A 16,242-nucleotide genomic window follows, 5' to 3' on the forward strand; every position below is an offset into this window, starting at 1 on the left:
CTTCCTTGGTATGCTCATTGGGATGATGATGCGGTCGGCGTGATTTAACTGCATTTTTGCGTATTGCAAAAATCAAAAATAAATGTTATAATTAATTATGTATCACTATTTTCAGAAAGGCAGGCGGATAATGTGGCAGAAAAGATAAGCGAAAAAATACAAAAGAAAAAACCGAAAAAACTTATAAATATGATATTCTCACAGAAAACCACTATTATCCTGCTTCTTGCATTGCAGCTTATTTTCATTTTTATCATCTTCCAGAGCTTCGCTGTGCATTATGCCTATCTGCATATCGTTTTTTCTACTGTGGCTATCGTGCTTGCTATCTATATCCTTAACAGCAGCGAGAACCCTGCCTATAAATTGGCGTGGATAGTACCCCTTGTTATCGTGCCTATCTTTACGGTGGTGCTTTATATATTACTCAAAAATCAGTTTTCAACAAGAAAGGTCAGAAACCTTTATGCTAAGAAATCCGCCAATACAAGACCTTTTCTTAAAACAAATAAACAGATAATGAGCTATCTCCATGAAAGTGAGCCTGACTTTTATAAGCTTGCAAACTATGTGGATAAGTCGGGAGGCTACCCTGTCTGCGGTAATACGGAGGTCACTTATTTTTCCCTTGGCGAAGATAAGTATAAGGCTATGCTTGAGGAGCTTCAGAAAGCTCAGGAGTTTATCTTTATGGAGTATTTTATTATCGACGACGGCGAAATGTGGCGTGAGATAGTTAAGATACTTCTTGAAAAAGCTAAGGCAGGCGTGGAGGTAAGACTTCTTTATGACGGCATGGGCTCTCAGTTCACTTTGCCTTTCAGATATAAGAAAAAGCTTACCGACCAAGGGGTAAAATGCCTTGTTTTCAATCCTTTCCGTCCTATGCTTTCTACTATACAGAATAATCGTGACCATAGAAAAATTCTCGTTGTAGACGGCAACGTGGCTTTCAACGGGGGCGTTAATATTGCCGACGAGTATATAAACCGCAAGGAGCGTTTCGGCCATTGGAAAGATACCGCCGTTATGCTAAAGGGCGACGGCGTTTGGAATTTTACCATGATGTTTCTGCAAATGTGGGAGGTCATCTCAGGTGATAAAACTGAGTATAATATGTACCGCCCAACTGTAAAAAACGTTGTGAACAACGGCTATGTTATCCCCTACGGTGACTCCCCTCTCGATGACGAGAATGTGGGCGAGCTTGTCTATATGGATATGATAAACAATGCCAAGGATTATATCTATATCTCTACCCCGTATCTTATTCCTGACAACGAAATGCTCACCGTCCTGGGCTATGCGGCAAAAAGCGGTGTTGATGTTAGGATAATCACTCCTGAGATACCTGATAAATGGTATGTGAGCGTTATAACAAGGTCTTTCTACAGAGATCTTGAAACGCTGGGCGTGAAAGTCTATGAGTATAAAGGCGGCTTTAACCATGCCAAAATGTTCCTCTCGGACGATAAGTCAGCCGTGGTGGGTACGATAAATCTCGACTACAGAAGCTTGTATCTCCATTTTGAGTGTGCAACTTATATGTACAAAACAAGTTGTATAAAGGATATAAAAGCGGACTTTGACGATATGTTTGAAAACCGCTGTCATAGGATAACACATGACGATATAAATAACCGCAGCTTCTGGTCAAGGTTCATGTCGGTCATTCTCAGAACTATTGCACCATTGCTCTGATGTATTTTATGAAGTATCAAGGGAAAAATAAGCCTATCTTTGCTTTGGCATAGACTGGAGGGCTTTTATGATACTTCTGAATAAATTGTTTTCGGCAAAAAAATCTGCAAAGGGCAGAGTGAACTATCCTCTCTTGCTTCTCGGTGCGGTCGTATATGGCGTGAGCGTGGGGCTGGTTTTAAGCCCTAACGAAATTGCCCCCGGAGGTGCTTCGGGGCTTGCTGTCATGTTGTCAAGATTTCTGCCTCTTGGTGTCGGATCGCTTACAATGGCGATAAATCTTCCTTTGTTGGCGGTTAGCCTTTATGTGTTCGGCTGGCGTTTCCTTGTGGGAACTGTTGTAGCTATTGCAGTTTCGGGTCTGACGGCAGATATATGTACGCTTTTTACACCACTCACAAATGATATTTTCCTCAGCGCAATAGCAGGCGGTATTCTGTTGGGCGCAGGCTGTGGGATAGTTTTTCGTTCAGGGGGAACAACAGGCGGAACTGATATCGCCGCAAAGCTTATCAAAAGGAAAAAGCCCTACATGGCGGCAGGACAGATCTTTATGCTTGCAGACGGTGTGATATGTGTGCTCAGCGGTTTTGTTTTCGGCAGTATCGACAACGCACTGTATTCGTTCTTTACACTGTGGGTGTTCTCAAAAACACTGGATATGATACTCTACGGCGGCGACAGAGGAAAGCTTGCGCTGATAATAAGCCCAGCCGCAGATAAAATACTCCATAGGCTTCTTAATGAGGGCAACTTGGGGTGTACGGTCATAAAAGCCCGAACGGGATACACGGGAGAGGACAGAGATCTTATACTTTGCGCAGTGAGAAAACGCAGGATAACGGACGTTCGCAGGATAGCAGCGGAAACTGACGAAAAGGCTTTCGTGCTTGTGGGTGACGTGAGCGAGATAATAGGCGAGGGTTTCAGACTCTCTGATGAATACTTCTGAAAGGACATTACAATGGACATAAAAGATTTTAAGGGACACATTTTCGACTTGGACGGCACTCTGACAAGATCAAATCACGTCTGGTCAAAGATAGACGAGGAATTTCTCGGCAAGCGTGGGATAAAAGTGCCTGAGGACTATTTCAAGCAGGTGTCTGCAATGAATTTTGAGCAGGCGGCTGTTTATACAAACGATAGATTTTCTCTGGGTGAGAACATTCAGGATATAATGAAGGAATGGTTCGATATGGCGGTGTATGAGTATACGAACGTTATCGAGCTTTGCGGAAATGCAGGGGAGTATGTGCGAAAGCTTAAGGAACAGGGCAGGAAGATAGCATTGGCGACCGCTTCAACTGAGGAGCTTTATAAGCCTGTGCTAAAGAGAAACGGCATTTTGGATCAATTTGATTGCTTCGTGTCTACAGAGCAGGTGGAGAGGGGAAAGGGCTTTCCTGATGTTTATGAGCTGGCGGCTGAGAAACTGGGGCTTGAAGCAAAGGCTTGCGTGGTTTATGAGGATATAGTCGAGGGCATAAAGGGAGCTAAATCAGGCGGGTTCTTTGCTGTGGCTTGCTTGAATGACCATTACTCGCATGACTGGGACGAGATGAGAGAGATCGCTGATGCGACCGTTGAAAATGGGGAGTTTCCTGTTAAGTGAGGAGTGAGGAGTGAGGAATTGGCATAGCTGACCAGAGCTGTGCCCCAGCACCGAGCAGAGCGATTTTGTCCGAAGAAGCTGTAGGGGCTGGCGCCCTCGACAGCCCGTTTCTGGGAGCGGCAAGGTTTGAATTTATACAAACCATGTGGGCGACCAAAGGTCGCTCCTACAAAAAAATCATCGCCGCAAGGCGATACCATAATTCCTCACTCCTCATTCCTCATTCCTCACTTCAAGCAACGAAAAAGTTTACAAAAAATTAATAAAATTCTTTGACAAATGATTGACAAAGAAGAACACAGATGTTATAATTGTAGTACCTCTTTATGAGGTCTATTTTTTTGCGCTCTTTTTTTGAGCGTGAAAAAGCATAAGTTACCTCAGGGCTGCTTTGACAGCTTGCGTGAAAACGTATGAGGGAGGCAGACGTACCCTGAATGTTCTTGCGGGGTATAAATTTCGTCAGGAGGTGCCGAAATGAGAGTAAAAATTACACTTGCTTGTACTGAGTGTAAGCAGAGAAACTACAACACTAAGAAGAACAAGAAGAATGACCCTGACAGACTTGAAATGAACAAGTATTGCAAGTTCTGTAAGAAACACACTCTTCACAAAGAGACTAAGTAATATTGAAAGGAGCTATTTCTAATGGCTAAAAAAACAGATGTTACTAAGTCTTCAAAAAAGGATACCGGCAAGGATCAGAAGAAAAAGGGCGGAATAAGAAAATATTTCAGAGAGCTTAAAGCTGAAATGAAAAAGGTCGTTTGGCCTACAAGACAGCAGGTGACTAAGAATACGGGAGTTGTTCTCACGGTAATGGTCGTTATGGCTCTGTTCCTTTTCGGCGTTGATTCAGGTCTGGGTGCAGCTATCAAGGCTATCCTTAAAATCGGCGGCTAAGCCGTCACAGCGGTTTTGACAACATCAATATGGAGGTAAGAAACATGTCAGAAGAAGCAAAGTGGTATGTTGTTCACACTTATTCAGGTTATGAGAATAAGGTAAAAAGCAATATTGAAAAGGTTGTTGAAAACCGAAACCTTCAGGATCTGATCCCTGAGGTAATGATCCCAATGGAGGAAGTTACCGAAGTAAAGGGCAATAAGATCGACAAGGGCGACAGAAAGCTTTTTCCAAGCTATGTGCTTGTAAAAATGGTGCTTACAGACGATTCATGGTATATCGTTAGAAATACCAGAGGCGTTACGGGCTTCGTTGGTCCTGCGTCAAAGCCTGTTCCGCTGACCGATAAAGAGGTTGCAGCACTGGGTGTTGACACACAGAGAAGCGCTAACGTTCAGGTCGGCTTCAAGGAAGGCGACAACGTCGTTGTAACAGCAGGCTCATTCGAGGGCTTCACAGGAGTTGTGGAGAAATTCGATATGGAAGCACAGACGGCAGACGTCAGAGTATCTATGTTGGGCAGAGAAACAACTGTTACTATGCCGCTGACACAGATAAAGTCTGAGGAATAAGGAAAAAGGCGGTAAAACTCCGCAAACATTCGTGAAAATGGAAGCAAAGCCGTCAATGACGGTTCGGATATACGGCTTCCGGAAACGTGGGAGAGCGTATGGCGCTCGCCTTACCACTTAATTATGGAGGTGCGAACAAATGGCACAGAAGGTAGTAGGCTATATTAAGCTTCAGATTCCAGCAGGAAAGGCAACTCCTGCACCACCGGTTGGTCCAGCTCTTGGTCAGCACGGTGTAAACATCATGGCGTTCACAAAGGATTTTAACGAGAGAACTAAGAACGATATCGGTCTTATCATCCCTGTTGTTATCACAGTTTACGCAGACAGATCATTCACATTCATCACCAAGACTCCTCCGGCAGCAGTTCTCATCAAGAAGGCTTGCAAGATCGAGTCAGGTTCCGGTGTTCCTAACAAGACTAAGGTCGCAACTATCACAAAAGAGCAGCTTCAGAAGATCGCTGAGCAGAAGATGCCTGACCTGAACGCAGCAAACATCGAGAGTGCTATGAGCATGATCGCTGGTACATGCCGTTCAATGGGCGTTGTAGTTGAGGACTAATCAATCGTACTGTGCATTCATGCACGGCAATGGTGGGAGGAATTTTCCGCTAACCGACTAGATATCCACTGTCGGTATTACCACTTAATGAGGAGGAAATATTAATGAAACATGGCAAGAAGTATGTTGACAGCTTCAAGGCTATCGACAAGGCTAAGCAATATGACGCTCCTGAGGCTCTGGAACTTGCAGCTAAGGGTGCTAAGGCAAAGTTCGATGAAACTATCGAGCTTCACATTCGTCTGGGCGTTGACTCAAGACACGCTGATCAGCAGGTAAGAGGTGCTGTTGTACTTCCAAACGGAACTGGTAAGACTGTAAGAGTTTGCGTATTCTGTAAGGAAGACAAGTACGAGGCTGCTAAGGCAGCAGGCGCTGACTATGTTGGCGGCATGGATCTCGTTGAGAAGATCACAAAGGAAAACTGGATGGATTTCGACGTTGTAGTTGCTTCACCTGACATGATGGGTGTTGTAGGACGTCTTGGTAAGATCCTCGGACCTAGAGGACTTATGCCAAACCCAAAGGCAGGAACTGTTACTCCTGACGTAGCTAAGGCTGTTACAGAGGCTAAGGCTGGTAAGATCGAGTATCGTCTTGATAAGACAAACATCATTCACTGCCCTATCGGTAAGGCTTCATTCGGTGTTGAGAAGCTCGAGCAGAACTTCAACACACTTATCAACGCTGTTGTAAAGGCTAAGCCAGCCGCTGCTAAAGGTCAGTACCTTAAGAGCGTAGTTGTAGCTTCTACAATGGGCCCTGGTATCAAGATCAGCACTGCTAAGTACGGCAACTAATCTGATAACAGATAAATATTGAATTTTTGAGGGACTTGTGCTAAATGCATAAGTCCCTTTTTTATATATTCCCACAATTTGAACCACATATGTTCAAATATTTGCATTATCAAGAAAAATTAACAAAATAATTTTCAAAGTAATCGTTTTACCCTGTTGCATTATTTTTTTTATGTGTTATAATATCAATTGAGCCGTAAGGTTCAGATTTTTGCAAGGAGTGATAATTATCAATATCTTTTATAACGAAAAAGATAAGGCTTTCAAGCTGAGAGCCAATAATACAGACTATATGATGAAGGTCTGCGAGGAGGGCTACCTCGCTCACGTTTACTATGGAAATAAAGTCCCTGACGAGGATCTGACTTATCTTCTCCGTCTTGACGAAAGCCCTTTTACGCCTGCTACTAATGACCGTGACAGAGCAAGCTTTATGGATACACTGCCTTTTGAATATCCATGCTTCGGTCTTGGCGACTACAGAGAGTCTGCTTTCAAAATAATGGACGCTAATGGTATGTCGACCTGTGACCTGAGATATGTTTCTCATAAAATGTATGAGGGCAAGCCAAAGCTTGAGGGTCTGCCTGCTACTTTCGCTACTGAGGAAAGCGGTTGTTCAACTCTCGAGATAACAATGTATGATAAGTATGCCGATATCGAAGTCGTTCTTATCTACACAGCTTTCGATAAGCTTGACGTTATCACACGTTCTGCGGTCATCACAAACAAGGGCGAGAAGCCTTTTAAGATAACAAGAGCACTTTCCGCTTGCGTTGATTTCGATACTGATAAAATGGATATGATAACACTCAACGGCTCATGGGCTAGAGAAAGAGCTGTTGAAAGATGCAGACTTCACCATGGTAAACAGCTTGTTGATTCCTGCAAGGGCGAATCATCACATCAGAACAATCCGTTCGTTGCTCTTTGCGACAATAACGCTGACGAGGATAAGGGCGAGGTGTTCGGCTTCAACTTCGTTTATTCAGGCAACTTCTATGCTCAGGCAGAAGTTACTCAGCATAAGAAAACCCGTTTCATTATGGGTATAAATCCTTTGGATTTCGAGTGGCTTTTGGAAAAGGGCGAAAGCTTTACCTGCCCTGAGGTAGTAATGGTGCACTCTGACGAGGGTATAGGCAAAATGTCAAGAACTTTCCATGACCTCTATAGAAACAACCTTATCAGAGGCGAGTATAAGGATAAAAGACGTCCGATACTCATTAACAACTGGGAAGCTACTTACTTTAATTTCGATACTGACAAGCTTATAGATATCGCTAAGGAAGCTTCAAAGCTTGGTATAGAAATGCTTGTTATGGACGACGGCTGGTTCGGTCATAGAGATTCTGATAACTCATCACTGGGCGATTGGTTCGTTTATGAGAAGAAGCTCAAGGGCGGTCTTAAATATCTTGTTGACGAGGTAAATAAGCTTGGCATGAAGTTCGGCATTTGGTTTGAGCCTGAAATGATATCCCCTGACTCTGAGCTTTATAAGGCTCACCCGGACTGGGCTATCCAGATAAAGGGCAGACCTCTGACGCTTTGCAGAGAGCAGTATGTTCTTGACTATTCAAGAAAGGAAGTCAGAGATCATGTTTACGGCATGATGAAGAAGATTCTCGACAGTGCGAATATCGAGTACATCAAGTGGGATATGAACAGACAGCTCACAGAGGTCGGCTCGGCTACCCTGCCTGCTGAAAGACAGAGAGAGCTTTGGCACAGATATGTTCTCGGTGTTTATGACCTTATGGACAGACTTACAACAGATTATCCTCATATCCTGCTGGAGAACTGCTCAGGAGGCGGAGCAAGATTCGACCCCGGTATGCTTTACTACAGCCCACAGATATGGTGCTCTGACGATACAGACGCTATCGAAAGACTGAAGATACAGCATGGCACATCAATGTGCTATCCATGTTCGGCAATGGGTGCGCACGTTTCCGATTGCCCTAACCATACTGTTGGCAGAAACACTCCTTTTAAGACAAGAGGTCACGTTGCTATGGTGGGTACGTTCGGCTATGAGCTTGACGTAACAAGGATACCTCAGGAGGACAGGGACGCTATCCCTGCACAGATAGAGGAGTTCAACAAGTTCAACAAGCTTGTAAGAACAGGCGACCACTACAGAATAGGCAATATGTTCGAGGACAACACCTGGGACGCTTGGGAGTTCGTTGCAAAGGACAAGAGCGAAGCTCTCTTTGAATTCGTTCAGGTGCTTGGCAGACCAAACGAAAGATCAAGACGTATCAAGCTCAAAGGTCTTGAAGCTGACGCTTACTATTATGAGGAGAACGAGCCTGACAAGAAGATTTCAGGTGCGGCACTTATGAACGCAGGTATCAACATCGCAAAGATGTGGAACGGCGATGGACTTTATGGCGACTTCTGCTCAAAGATCCTTCATTTCATAAAGGCGTAAAAAGAAGCATAAGAATAATAAAATACTATTGACAATTTGAAGATATTGTAGTACAATGATTTTGAAATAAGTTCAAATTTTAAAGGCGGAGATCTTCCGCCTTTAAATAACACAGAGATGTAAACGAATACAACTTATAAGGAGAATTTTTTATGAGGTTAAAAAAGCTAATGGCAGTGGCTTGTGCCGCCGCCCTTACAGTGACAGCTTTCGCAGGCTGCTCAAAAAAGAACGATTCCTCCAGCGGCTCTGACAGCAAGGGCGACGCTAAGAAGGAGTATTACAACGCTCAGCCTGTTGACACTGGCTGGGAGTGGGGAAATGTCGAGATAGTTGACGGCGGTTTTATCCCTGACGTCATCTATAACCCTACTGAGGAGGGACTTATCTACGCCAGAACAGATATGGGCGGCGCTTATAAGTATAATAAGGATACTCAGCGCTGGGAGTGTATAACAGATTGCTTTGGCGGCGACGATTGGAACTATAACGGAACAGAGAGCCTTGCAACTGACCCTGTTGAGCCAAACAGAGTTTATCTGGCAGCTGGTACATACTCCACAAGTAACGGTGCAATATTTGCTTCTGACGATTACGGCAAGAACTGGACTATCTGCGAAATGCCTTTCGGCATGGGCGGCAACGAGGTCGGAAGAGGCTGCGGTGAAAGACTTCAGGTAGACCCTAACGATAACTCTATACTTTACTTCGGCTCAAGAGCTGACGGACTTTGGAAGTCTACAGACTACGGTGCAACATGGAACGAGGTCGCTTCATTCCCTACAAAGGGCGGATATACTGAAGACGGATATTCTATCGGACTTACATTCGTGGCGTTCGATAAGTCAAGCTCTGAAAAGGGTCAGGCAACAAAGACAATAATCGTTGGCTCAGCAGGAACACAGGGAGATTACCTCTATCGTTCTGATGACGCAGGCGAAACCTGGACAGCTATCCCTAATCCAAAGTCTGAGGCTACAGGCGACAAGACCGAGAAGCTCAAGCCTTGTCAGGGCGAGATATCTTCTGACGGATATCTCTATTCAACATGGTCTTACAAGGTAGGACCAAACGGTGCTTCTGACGGAGCAGTTCAGAAGTATAACCTTAAAACAGGCGAGTGGACAGAGATAACTCCTGAGAGATCTTATACTTGCGGTTACAATGGTATCTCAGTAAACCCTAACGACCCTAACATGATAGTATGCACAACTCTTGACCTTTGGGCATATTTCGACAATCTTTTCGTTTCCTATGACGGAGGCGAAACTTGGAACGGTATTTGGGGCAGTGACGAGAACGGCAAAGAGGTAAACAACTTTAATCTCGATATAAGCAATGCTCCTTGGCTGGATTGGCAGGGACAGCTCAAGCCGGGCTGGTGGATGACAGGCGTTGCTATCAACCCGTTCAACCCGGATGAAGTTCTTTACACAACAGGTGCAACTATCTTCGGCACATCAAATCTTTCAAAGATAAAAGACGAGCCTGTCAATATAAGCGTAAAGGCAATGGGCGTTGAAATGACGGCTATCTTTGACTTTGTTTCACCTCTCGATAACGGTGAGGGTACTCCTGAGCTTTATTCTACAATGGGTGACCTTTACGGCTTCCGTCATGATGATGTAACAAAAGCTCCGCAGGAGCATTATGGCGACTTCAAGGCGACATCTATAGATTGTGCGGCACAGGATTATAAGATAGTAGTAAGAGCAACTAACGACGGTGACGGCTCAGTTTACTATTCAACAGACGCAGCCGAAACATGGCAGGCAGTGGAAACACTACCTGAGGGTGTTGAGAAGAAAGCAGGCGGCACAGCTAAGCTTTCCGCTGACGGCAAGACTATTTTCTATCAGAGTGGTACAGCAGGCGTTGCTGCGGCAGTAACAAGCGACTTTGGCAAAACATGGACTACCTGCGAGGGACTTCCTGCCGGTGCAGTTATTGAAACAGATAAGGTAAATCCTGATAAGTTCTACGGCTCATATGACGGAACGTTCTATATGAGTACAGACGGCGGAAAGACTTTCAGTCCTATAGCAAATATGCTCGTTTCAGCAACATCAATAAAAGCTTGTCCTGATACAGAGGGCGACCTTTGGATAGCTGTCGGTGCAGGTGGCGTTTATTATCTGGATACAGCAACAGGCACACTTGCTCCTACATCTCAGGACGTTACACAGTGTGACGCTATCGGTCTTGGTAAGGCTGAAAAAGACGGCGACTATATGGCTCTTTACATGATGGGCGAAGCAAACGGCAATGGTTACGGCATTTATATGTCAGCCGACAAGGGAGTAACATGGAAGCGTATCAATGATGACACACAGAAGTGGGGCAACGTTAGAAAGATAATCAGCGGCGACCCTAAGGTATACGGCAGAGTTTATGTAGGCACTGACGGACGTGGTATCATTATGGGAAACGTTAAGCAGTAATACATTATAATATAGCGAACAGAGCGGTGCAGATAGTGCCGCTCTGTTTTTGTCTTTGCCCGAATGCAAAGCATTTCTGCACATTGTATAAGTGAATAAAATCGGAAGTGCAAATTTGTGCATTGTTATGATAAATCTTAAAATCATCTTAGCAAAATTACAAATGCTTGCATTTGGTGCAGATTTTTGTTATTATGTTACTGTAAGAACAGATCAGAAGATACAGACAACAGAAAGGGGTGCTTAATATGAACGATACAAATAAAGAAACAAACGCAGCTTATGAAGAGCCGAAAAAGAAGGTGTATGTAAAGCTTATAATATTTCTTGCGTTGATAACGGCGCTGTTCATAGTTTTAGGGGCAAAGTTCGTGCTGTTTTATTACAGAACCCATGGAATTGGAGGACACTATATTTATAAGGGCTGTGATGCGGAGGTCGTCCACCAACTGCCAGAGGGTCTCACTGACGAGGCAATATCAGATGCTGTGATAAATGTTGAGTATGGTAAAGAGAAAAATGACTTCGATAAATATGACTGCTTAGCGGAAAGCCACTATCTTCTAGGCGTGCAGAATGTGGATGATACCCATTGCAAGGTGTATGTAATGAGTCTGTGCGAACGATACAGATATTCATACACCGAGAATGTCAGCGGCTCGTCAATGTGCAGAATGATAGATTTCCAAAAAGAGAATGGCGAGTGGGCAATGACAGACAGTTGGCAGCCGAGGGACGGTGCAGGTTATACGGCATCAATAAAGCAAACTGTTCCCAAGGAGATCTCAGACGAGGCGGTCGATACACAGATCCACATAAAAGAGCTAATGGCGGAAAATACTAATAAGGCTAAAGATTATTTTGAAAAGTTGAATGACAGCGGGTCAGTTCATAATGCTGCTCTTTTGGTGCATTCGGCTGAATAAAACGGCGTTTGCAGAGGATATGAATAAAATGTAGCGGCAAATGACACATCAAATGAAAATTGTGCAGTGTGCATAAAATGATAAATGAAAATAGACAAAAATTCTATACTGTAATTTGTCTGTAACCGCTTGCAAATGGTGTAAAAGTAGTGTATAATAATACTTGCGTGACTGCACAGTGTATTTAATGTACACGATGATGATATGCGATGAAGCGGAAGGTTGCTGACAGTTGGTCAGGTAATTTCCGTGGAGTATGTCCGATTTTAAACCGGGCGACTGTTAATACCGAACACAGTATGTGCTTATGCTTCTTGCGATAGCGGACAAGGTCTGCTTTAGCGTGAGTATGTGTGATGCTGTGTGCGCTGTTTTCTGAGTCCGAAAGCCTTGTGGGTTTCGGAATTTTTTATGAGAACGGCAGGGAACACACGGCAGAGTGTAAACGGGTATCAACAGAAAGCTTTTAAAGCTCGAACCTGTCAATTGCGTAAGCGATCGGCACGCCTCGATCATTTACGCAATTGACTGAGGCTTGAGTGAAAGAAAGCTGCCCCCTAAACTTTTTTAATTTGCACAAGGAGGCGATTTAAGTGGCAGTCAATGAAAAGATCAGAATCAAGATCAAGGGTTACGAGCATGCGGTTGTAGACGCAGCTGCAGCAAAGATCGTTGAGGCTGTTAAGCGTTCAGGCGCACAGGTTTCAGGTCCTATCCCACTTCCTACAGACAAAGAGGTAATCACTATCCTCAGAGCTGTACACAAGTACAAGGATAGCCGTGAGCAGTTCGAGATGAGAACTCACAAGAGACTTATCGACGTGCTCAGACCTACAAAGGAAACAACAGCAGCTCTTGAAAATCTTGAACTTCCTGCAGGCGTTAACATTGTTATGGAGATCAAGTAATCTCCAAATGAGATCGCGTGCGATCTCAAAAAACATTTAACACGCAGGTCACGTCGGACAAGTCCGACCAATAACCACATAGGAGGAAAACATAATGCAAAAGGGAATCATCGGTAAGAAAATCGGTATGACACAGATTTTCGATGAAGCAGGAAAAGTAATTCCTGTAACAGTTGTTGAAGCTGGTCCTTGCGTTGTCGTTCAGAAGAAGACAGTTGAGAATGACGGCTATGAGGCTGTTCAGCTTGGCTACGGCGACATCAGAGCGAAGAGAGTAAACAAGCCTCTTCAGGGTCACTTCAAGAAGGCTGACGTTGCAATGAAGAGAACTCTTAAAGAGTTCAGACTTGCTGACACATCAGCTCTTAATGTTGGAGATATCGTAAAGGCTGACACATTTGCAGCAGGCGACATCGTTGATGTCAGCGGTACAAGCAAGGGTCACGGATTCTCCGGTACGATCAAGCGTCACAACAACTCAAGACTTAAGGAAACTCACGGTACAGGTCCTGTACACAGACACGCAGGTTCTATGGGTGCTTGTTCATCACCTTCAAGGATCTTCAAGGGCAAGGGTATGCCTGGTCAGTACGGTAACGTAAAGGTAACTGTACAGAATCTTGAGATCGTCAAGGTAGACGCAGAAAACAATCTTATCGCAATCAAGGGCGCAATTCCTGGACCAAAGAACGGTACAGTTACAATTTGCGACTGCGTTAAGAAGGCTTAGTGGAAGGAGGAATCATAATGTCACAGATTTCAGTATTTGATATGACAGGCAAAAAGGTTGCCGACACTGAGCTTAACGATGCTATTTTCGGTATCGAGCCAAATAAGGCTATCATGCACGCTATGGTTGTAAATTATCTTGCTAACCAGAGACAGGGCACACAGTCAACTCTTACAAGAACAGAAGTAAGAGGCGGTGGTAGAAAGCCATGGAGACAGAAGGGAACAGGTCACGCAAGACAGGGTTCTATCAGAGCTCCACAGTGGGTACACGGTGGTGTTGCTCTCGGTCCTAAGCCAAGAGATTACAGCTATTCACTTAATAAAAAGGAAAGAAGACTCGGTATGAAGTCTGCACTTTCAACAAAGGTCGTTGACGAGAACCTCGTAGTTGTTGATTCGATCAAGCTCGAGAGCTACAAGACAAAGGCAGTTGTTGAGATGCTCAAGGCACTTGGTGCTGAGGGTAAGGCTCTCATCGTTACAGCAGAGTCTGACAAGACTGTTGTCAAGAGTGCAGCCAACATTCCTGGCGTTAAGACAGCTACTGTAAATACTCTCAGTGTTTACGACATTCTGAACTATGATAAGTTTATCGTTTCTTCAGAGGCTGTAAAGAAGATTGAGGAGGTTTACGCATAATGAGAACTGCTCAAGATATTATTTTAAAGCCAGTTATCACTGAAGACTCTATGGACAGACTTCAGGCTAACAGATACACTTTCAGGGTCGCTAAGGACGCTAACAAGATCGAGATCGCTAAGGCAGTTGAAGAGCTTTTCAACGTAAAGGTAGCTAAGGTAAACACGATCAGCGTTAAGGGTAAGCAAAAGAGAATGGGAAGAAGCGTAGGCTACAGACCAGACTGGAAAAAAGCGATCGTTACTCTTGAGGGTGACAAGACAATCGAATTCTTCGAGGGCTTGTTCTAAATCCTCTAAAAGAGGTGCAGCGTAAGGCTGCATTGCTCCGAAGAACTTCATGAATACCGAGAAGCCTTCGGAAAGGTCTTGCGAGGCGGCGAGGACCGCTCATCATTTCACCGCAGGACGTAAGTATGGAAGGGCGCTTGGCGTGAAAACGCTTTGACCTTTTCGCAAAACTCAGATAAGGAGTGAATTTCAAATGGCAATAAAGAGCTACAAGCCTACAACAGCCGGCAGAAGAGGTATGACAGTTACCGATTATTCCGAGCTTTCAAAGGTTGCTCCATGTAAGTCTCTGCTTGAGCCACTCAAGAAGAACTCAGGTAGAAACAGCTACGGTAGAATCACTGTTCGTCACAGAGGCGGCGGAGTAAGAAGAAAATACCGTGTAATTGATTTTAAGAGAAACAAACTCGATATGAACGCAACAGTTCTTACTATCGAGTACGATCCAAACCGTTCAGCATTCATTGCTCTTGTAGAGTATGAGGACGGCGAGAAGAGATACATCATCGCACCTTATGGTCTTAAGGTTGGTGACGTTATCAGAGCAGGCGCAGACGCAGACATCAAGCCTGGTAATGCACTTGCAATGATAAACATTCCTGTTGGTACTTTCATTCACAACATCGAGCTTTATCCTGGTAAGGGCGCACAGCTCGTTCGTTCAGCAGGAAACATGGCTCAGCTCATGGGTAAGGAAGACAACTACGCACTTGTAAGACTTCCTTCAGGCGAGATGAGAAAGGTCCCTGTAAACTGCATGGCTACAATCGGTCAGGTAGGAAACATCGACCATGAGAACGTAAATATCGGTAAGGCAGGTAGAAAGCGCCATATGGGCTGGAGACCTACCGTTAGAGGTTCTGTAATGAACCCATGCGATCACCCACACGGTGGTGGTGAGGGTCGTGCTCCAGTTGGTAGACCAACTCCAGTTACACCTTGGGGTAAGCCTACAATGGGATACAAGACCCGTGCTAAGCATCATCGCTCCGATAAGTTTATCGTAAAACGCAGAAACGGTAAGTAATGCTGAAAGGAGGCAGATGATCAATGGGTAGAAGTGTCAAGAAGGGACCATACGTACAGGAGGTCCTTTACAAGAGAGTTAAGGCAATGAACGATGCAGGCGAGAAGAAGGTGCTCAAGACATGGAGCAGAGCTTCTACAATATTCCCTGAATTCGTTGGTCACACATTCGCAGTTCACGACGGACGTAAGCACGTTCCTGTATATGTAACAGAGGACATGGTTGGTCACAAGCTGGGAGAGTTCGCTCCAACAAGAACATTCAAGGGTCATGCAGGTTCAAAGACCTCAAACAACGGTAAGTAGTGCGGAAGGAGGAATACAAATGGAAGCAAAAGCAATTCTGAGAAATGCTCGTATTGCTCCTCGTAAGGTACAGATCGTTCTCGATCTGATCAGAGGAAAAGACTATGATGTTGCAATGGCAACAGTAAAGCATACACCAAAGGCTGCAAGTGAATATCTTGAGAAGCTTCTGAAGTCCGCCGCTCACAACGCTGAGAACAACCATAACATGGATAAGAACAACCTTTACGTTGCAGAGTGCTATGTTTGTCCAGGACCGATAATGAAGAGAATCATGCCAAGAGCACAAGGCAGAGCATATAGAATCCTTAAGAGAACATCACACGTTACGATCGTTCTTAAGGAAAAGGAATAAGCTGAAAGAGGAGGTAAACT

18 protein-coding genes are annotated in these 16,242 nt (G+C 44.5%); all 18 read left to right on the forward strand.

The features are described from left to right. Positions 1-132 precede the first annotated feature (132 nt). The 18 genes from cls to rplV all read left to right on the forward strand — a co-directional run bounded on the left by cls (position 133) and on the right by rplV (position 16,222). Positions 133-1,701 (forward strand): cardiolipin synthase, encoded by a 1,569-nt coding sequence (gene cls / locus DWW81_RS11335; protein ID WP_242989624.1) that lies wholly within the window; start codon positions 133-135, stop codon positions 1,699-1,701. Positions 1,702-1,768: 67 nt separating this feature from the next. Then, a complete protein-coding gene (locus DWW81_RS11340; RefSeq protein WP_117897919.1) occupies positions 1,769-2,653 on the forward strand; it encodes a YitT family protein in 885 nt (294 codons plus the stop codon). A gap of 12 nt (positions 2,654-2,665) precedes the next feature. After that, entirely contained in the window at positions 2,666-3,316 is a 651-nt protein-coding gene (locus DWW81_RS11345; protein WP_117897921.1) for an HAD family phosphatase, read from the forward strand. A 477-nt stretch (positions 3,317-3,793) separates the two neighbouring features. Continuing rightward, positions 3,794-3,943, forward strand: coding sequence for a 50S ribosomal protein L33 (gene rpmG, locus DWW81_RS11350; protein ID WP_002848320.1), 150 nt, complete (start codon positions 3,794-3,796; stop codon positions 3,941-3,943). A gap of 21 nt (positions 3,944-3,964) precedes the next feature. Beyond that, positions 3,965-4,219 (forward strand): preprotein translocase subunit SecE, encoded by a 255-nt coding sequence (gene secE / locus DWW81_RS11355; RefSeq protein ID WP_117877710.1) that lies wholly within the window; start codon positions 3,965-3,967, stop codon positions 4,217-4,219. A gap of 44 nt (positions 4,220-4,263) precedes the next feature. Continuing rightward, positions 4,264-4,794: a transcription termination/antitermination protein NusG gene (gene nusG / locus DWW81_RS11360; RefSeq protein WP_038672647.1), complete on the forward strand. Its 531-nt coding sequence runs from the start codon at positions 4,264-4,266 to the stop codon at positions 4,792-4,794. A gap of 139 nt (positions 4,795-4,933) precedes the next feature. Beyond that, positions 4,934-5,359 carry a 50S ribosomal protein L11 gene (rplK, locus tag DWW81_RS11365; RefSeq protein WP_022287004.1) on the forward strand — a complete coding sequence of 142 codons (426 nt, stop codon included), beginning with the start codon at positions 4,934-4,936 and terminating at the stop codon, positions 5,357-5,359. Between the two features lie 104 nt (positions 5,360-5,463). After that, positions 5,464-6,159, forward strand: a complete 696-nt coding sequence (gene rplA, locus DWW81_RS11370) for a 50S ribosomal protein L1 (protein WP_022287003.1) — start codon at positions 5,464-5,466, stop codon at positions 6,157-6,159. 229 nt (positions 6,160-6,388) lie between these two features. Next, complete coding sequence (locus DWW81_RS11375) at positions 6,389-8,599, forward strand: alpha-galactosidase (protein ID WP_117897956.1); 2,211 nt, start codon at positions 6,389-6,391, stop codon at positions 8,597-8,599. Between the two features lie 152 nt (positions 8,600-8,751). Then, entirely contained in the window at positions 8,752-11,040 is a 2,289-nt protein-coding gene (locus DWW81_RS11380; RefSeq protein WP_117897924.1) for a cellulose-binding protein, read from the forward strand. Positions 11,041-11,288: 248 nt separating this feature from the next. Next, positions 11,289-11,966 (forward strand): hypothetical protein, encoded by a 678-nt coding sequence (locus DWW81_RS11385; RefSeq protein WP_117897930.1) that lies wholly within the window; start codon positions 11,289-11,291, stop codon positions 11,964-11,966. A 593-nt stretch (positions 11,967-12,559) separates the two neighbouring features. Continuing rightward, positions 12,560-12,874 carry a 30S ribosomal protein S10 gene (gene rpsJ / locus DWW81_RS11390; RefSeq protein WP_022286999.1) on the forward strand — a complete coding sequence of 105 codons (315 nt, stop codon included), beginning with the start codon at positions 12,560-12,562 and terminating at the stop codon, positions 12,872-12,874. Between the two features lie 94 nt (positions 12,875-12,968). Next, on the forward strand, positions 12,969-13,604 hold the full coding sequence (gene rplC / locus DWW81_RS11395) for a 50S ribosomal protein L3 (protein WP_022286998.1): 636 nt from the start codon (positions 12,969-12,971) through the stop codon (positions 13,602-13,604). A gap of 17 nt (positions 13,605-13,621) precedes the next feature. Next, positions 13,622-14,245 carry a 50S ribosomal protein L4 gene (rplD, locus tag DWW81_RS11400; protein WP_038672642.1) on the forward strand — a complete coding sequence of 208 codons (624 nt, stop codon included), beginning with the start codon at positions 13,622-13,624 and terminating at the stop codon, positions 14,243-14,245. Further along, the gene (gene rplW / locus DWW81_RS11405) at positions 14,245-14,535 is read left to right on the forward strand and encodes a 50S ribosomal protein L23 (RefSeq protein ID WP_117897932.1); all 291 of its coding nucleotides are present in this window, start codon (positions 14,245-14,247) and stop codon (positions 14,533-14,535) included. The genes rplD and rplW overlap by 1 nt, the downstream gene beginning before the upstream one ends. Before the next feature lie 193 nt (positions 14,536-14,728). Next, the gene (gene rplB, locus DWW81_RS11410) at positions 14,729-15,562 is read left to right on the forward strand and encodes a 50S ribosomal protein L2 (RefSeq protein WP_022286995.1); all 834 of its coding nucleotides are present in this window, start codon (positions 14,729-14,731) and stop codon (positions 15,560-15,562) included. Between the two features lie 23 nt (positions 15,563-15,585). Next, the gene (gene rpsS / locus DWW81_RS11415) at positions 15,586-15,867 is read left to right on the forward strand and encodes a 30S ribosomal protein S19 (protein ID WP_022286994.1); all 282 of its coding nucleotides are present in this window, start codon (positions 15,586-15,588) and stop codon (positions 15,865-15,867) included. Between the two features lie 19 nt (positions 15,868-15,886). Further along, positions 15,887-16,222, forward strand: coding sequence for a 50S ribosomal protein L22 (gene rplV / locus DWW81_RS11420; RefSeq protein ID WP_022286993.1), 336 nt, complete (start codon positions 15,887-15,889; stop codon positions 16,220-16,222). Positions 16,223-16,242: the final 20 nt, after the last annotated feature.

Source organism: Ruminococcus sp. AF17-1AC, assembly GCF_003461385.1.
GTDB classification, from domain to species: Bacteria; Bacillota; Clostridia; order Oscillospirales; family Ruminococcaceae; genus Hominimerdicola; species Hominimerdicola aceti.

Bases quoted from the DNA above. Each gene is read 5' to 3' on its own strand.
- rpmG (WP_002848320.1), top strand. From the start codon at position 3,794: ATGAGAGTAAAAATTACACTTGCTTGTACTGAGTGTAAGCAGAGAAAC.
- rplB (WP_022286995.1), top strand. From the start codon at position 14,729: ATGGCAATAAAGAGCTACAAGCCTACAACAGCCGGCAGAAGAGGTATG.
- DWW81_RS11340 (WP_117897919.1), top strand. From the start codon at position 1,769: ATGATACTTCTGAATAAATTGTTTTCGGCAAAAAAATCTGCAAAGGGC.
- DWW81_RS11345 (WP_117897921.1), top strand. From the start codon at position 2,666: ATGGACATAAAAGATTTTAAGGGACACATTTTCGACTTGGACGGCACT.
- rplC (WP_022286998.1), top strand. From the start codon at position 12,969: ATGCAAAAGGGAATCATCGGTAAGAAAATCGGTATGACACAGATTTTC.
- rpsS (WP_022286994.1), top strand. From the start codon at position 15,586: ATGGGTAGAAGTGTCAAGAAGGGACCATACGTACAGGAGGTCCTTTAC.
- rplA (WP_022287003.1), top strand. From the start codon at position 5,464: ATGAAACATGGCAAGAAGTATGTTGACAGCTTCAAGGCTATCGACAAG.
- DWW81_RS11380 (WP_117897924.1), top strand. From the start codon at position 8,752: ATGAGGTTAAAAAAGCTAATGGCAGTGGCTTGTGCCGCCGCCCTTACA.
- nusG (WP_038672647.1), top strand. From the start codon at position 4,264: ATGTCAGAAGAAGCAAAGTGGTATGTTGTTCACACTTATTCAGGTTAT.
- rplD (WP_038672642.1), top strand. From the start codon at position 13,622: ATGTCACAGATTTCAGTATTTGATATGACAGGCAAAAAGGTTGCCGAC.
- secE (WP_117877710.1), top strand. From the start codon at position 3,965: ATGGCTAAAAAAACAGATGTTACTAAGTCTTCAAAAAAGGATACCGGC.
- DWW81_RS11385 (WP_117897930.1), top strand. From the start codon at position 11,289: ATGAACGATACAAATAAAGAAACAAACGCAGCTTATGAAGAGCCGAAA.
- rplW (WP_117897932.1), top strand. From the start codon at position 14,245: ATGAGAACTGCTCAAGATATTATTTTAAAGCCAGTTATCACTGAAGAC.
- rplK (WP_022287004.1), top strand. From the start codon at position 4,934: ATGGCACAGAAGGTAGTAGGCTATATTAAGCTTCAGATTCCAGCAGGA.
- rplV (WP_022286993.1), top strand. From the start codon at position 15,887: ATGGAAGCAAAAGCAATTCTGAGAAATGCTCGTATTGCTCCTCGTAAG.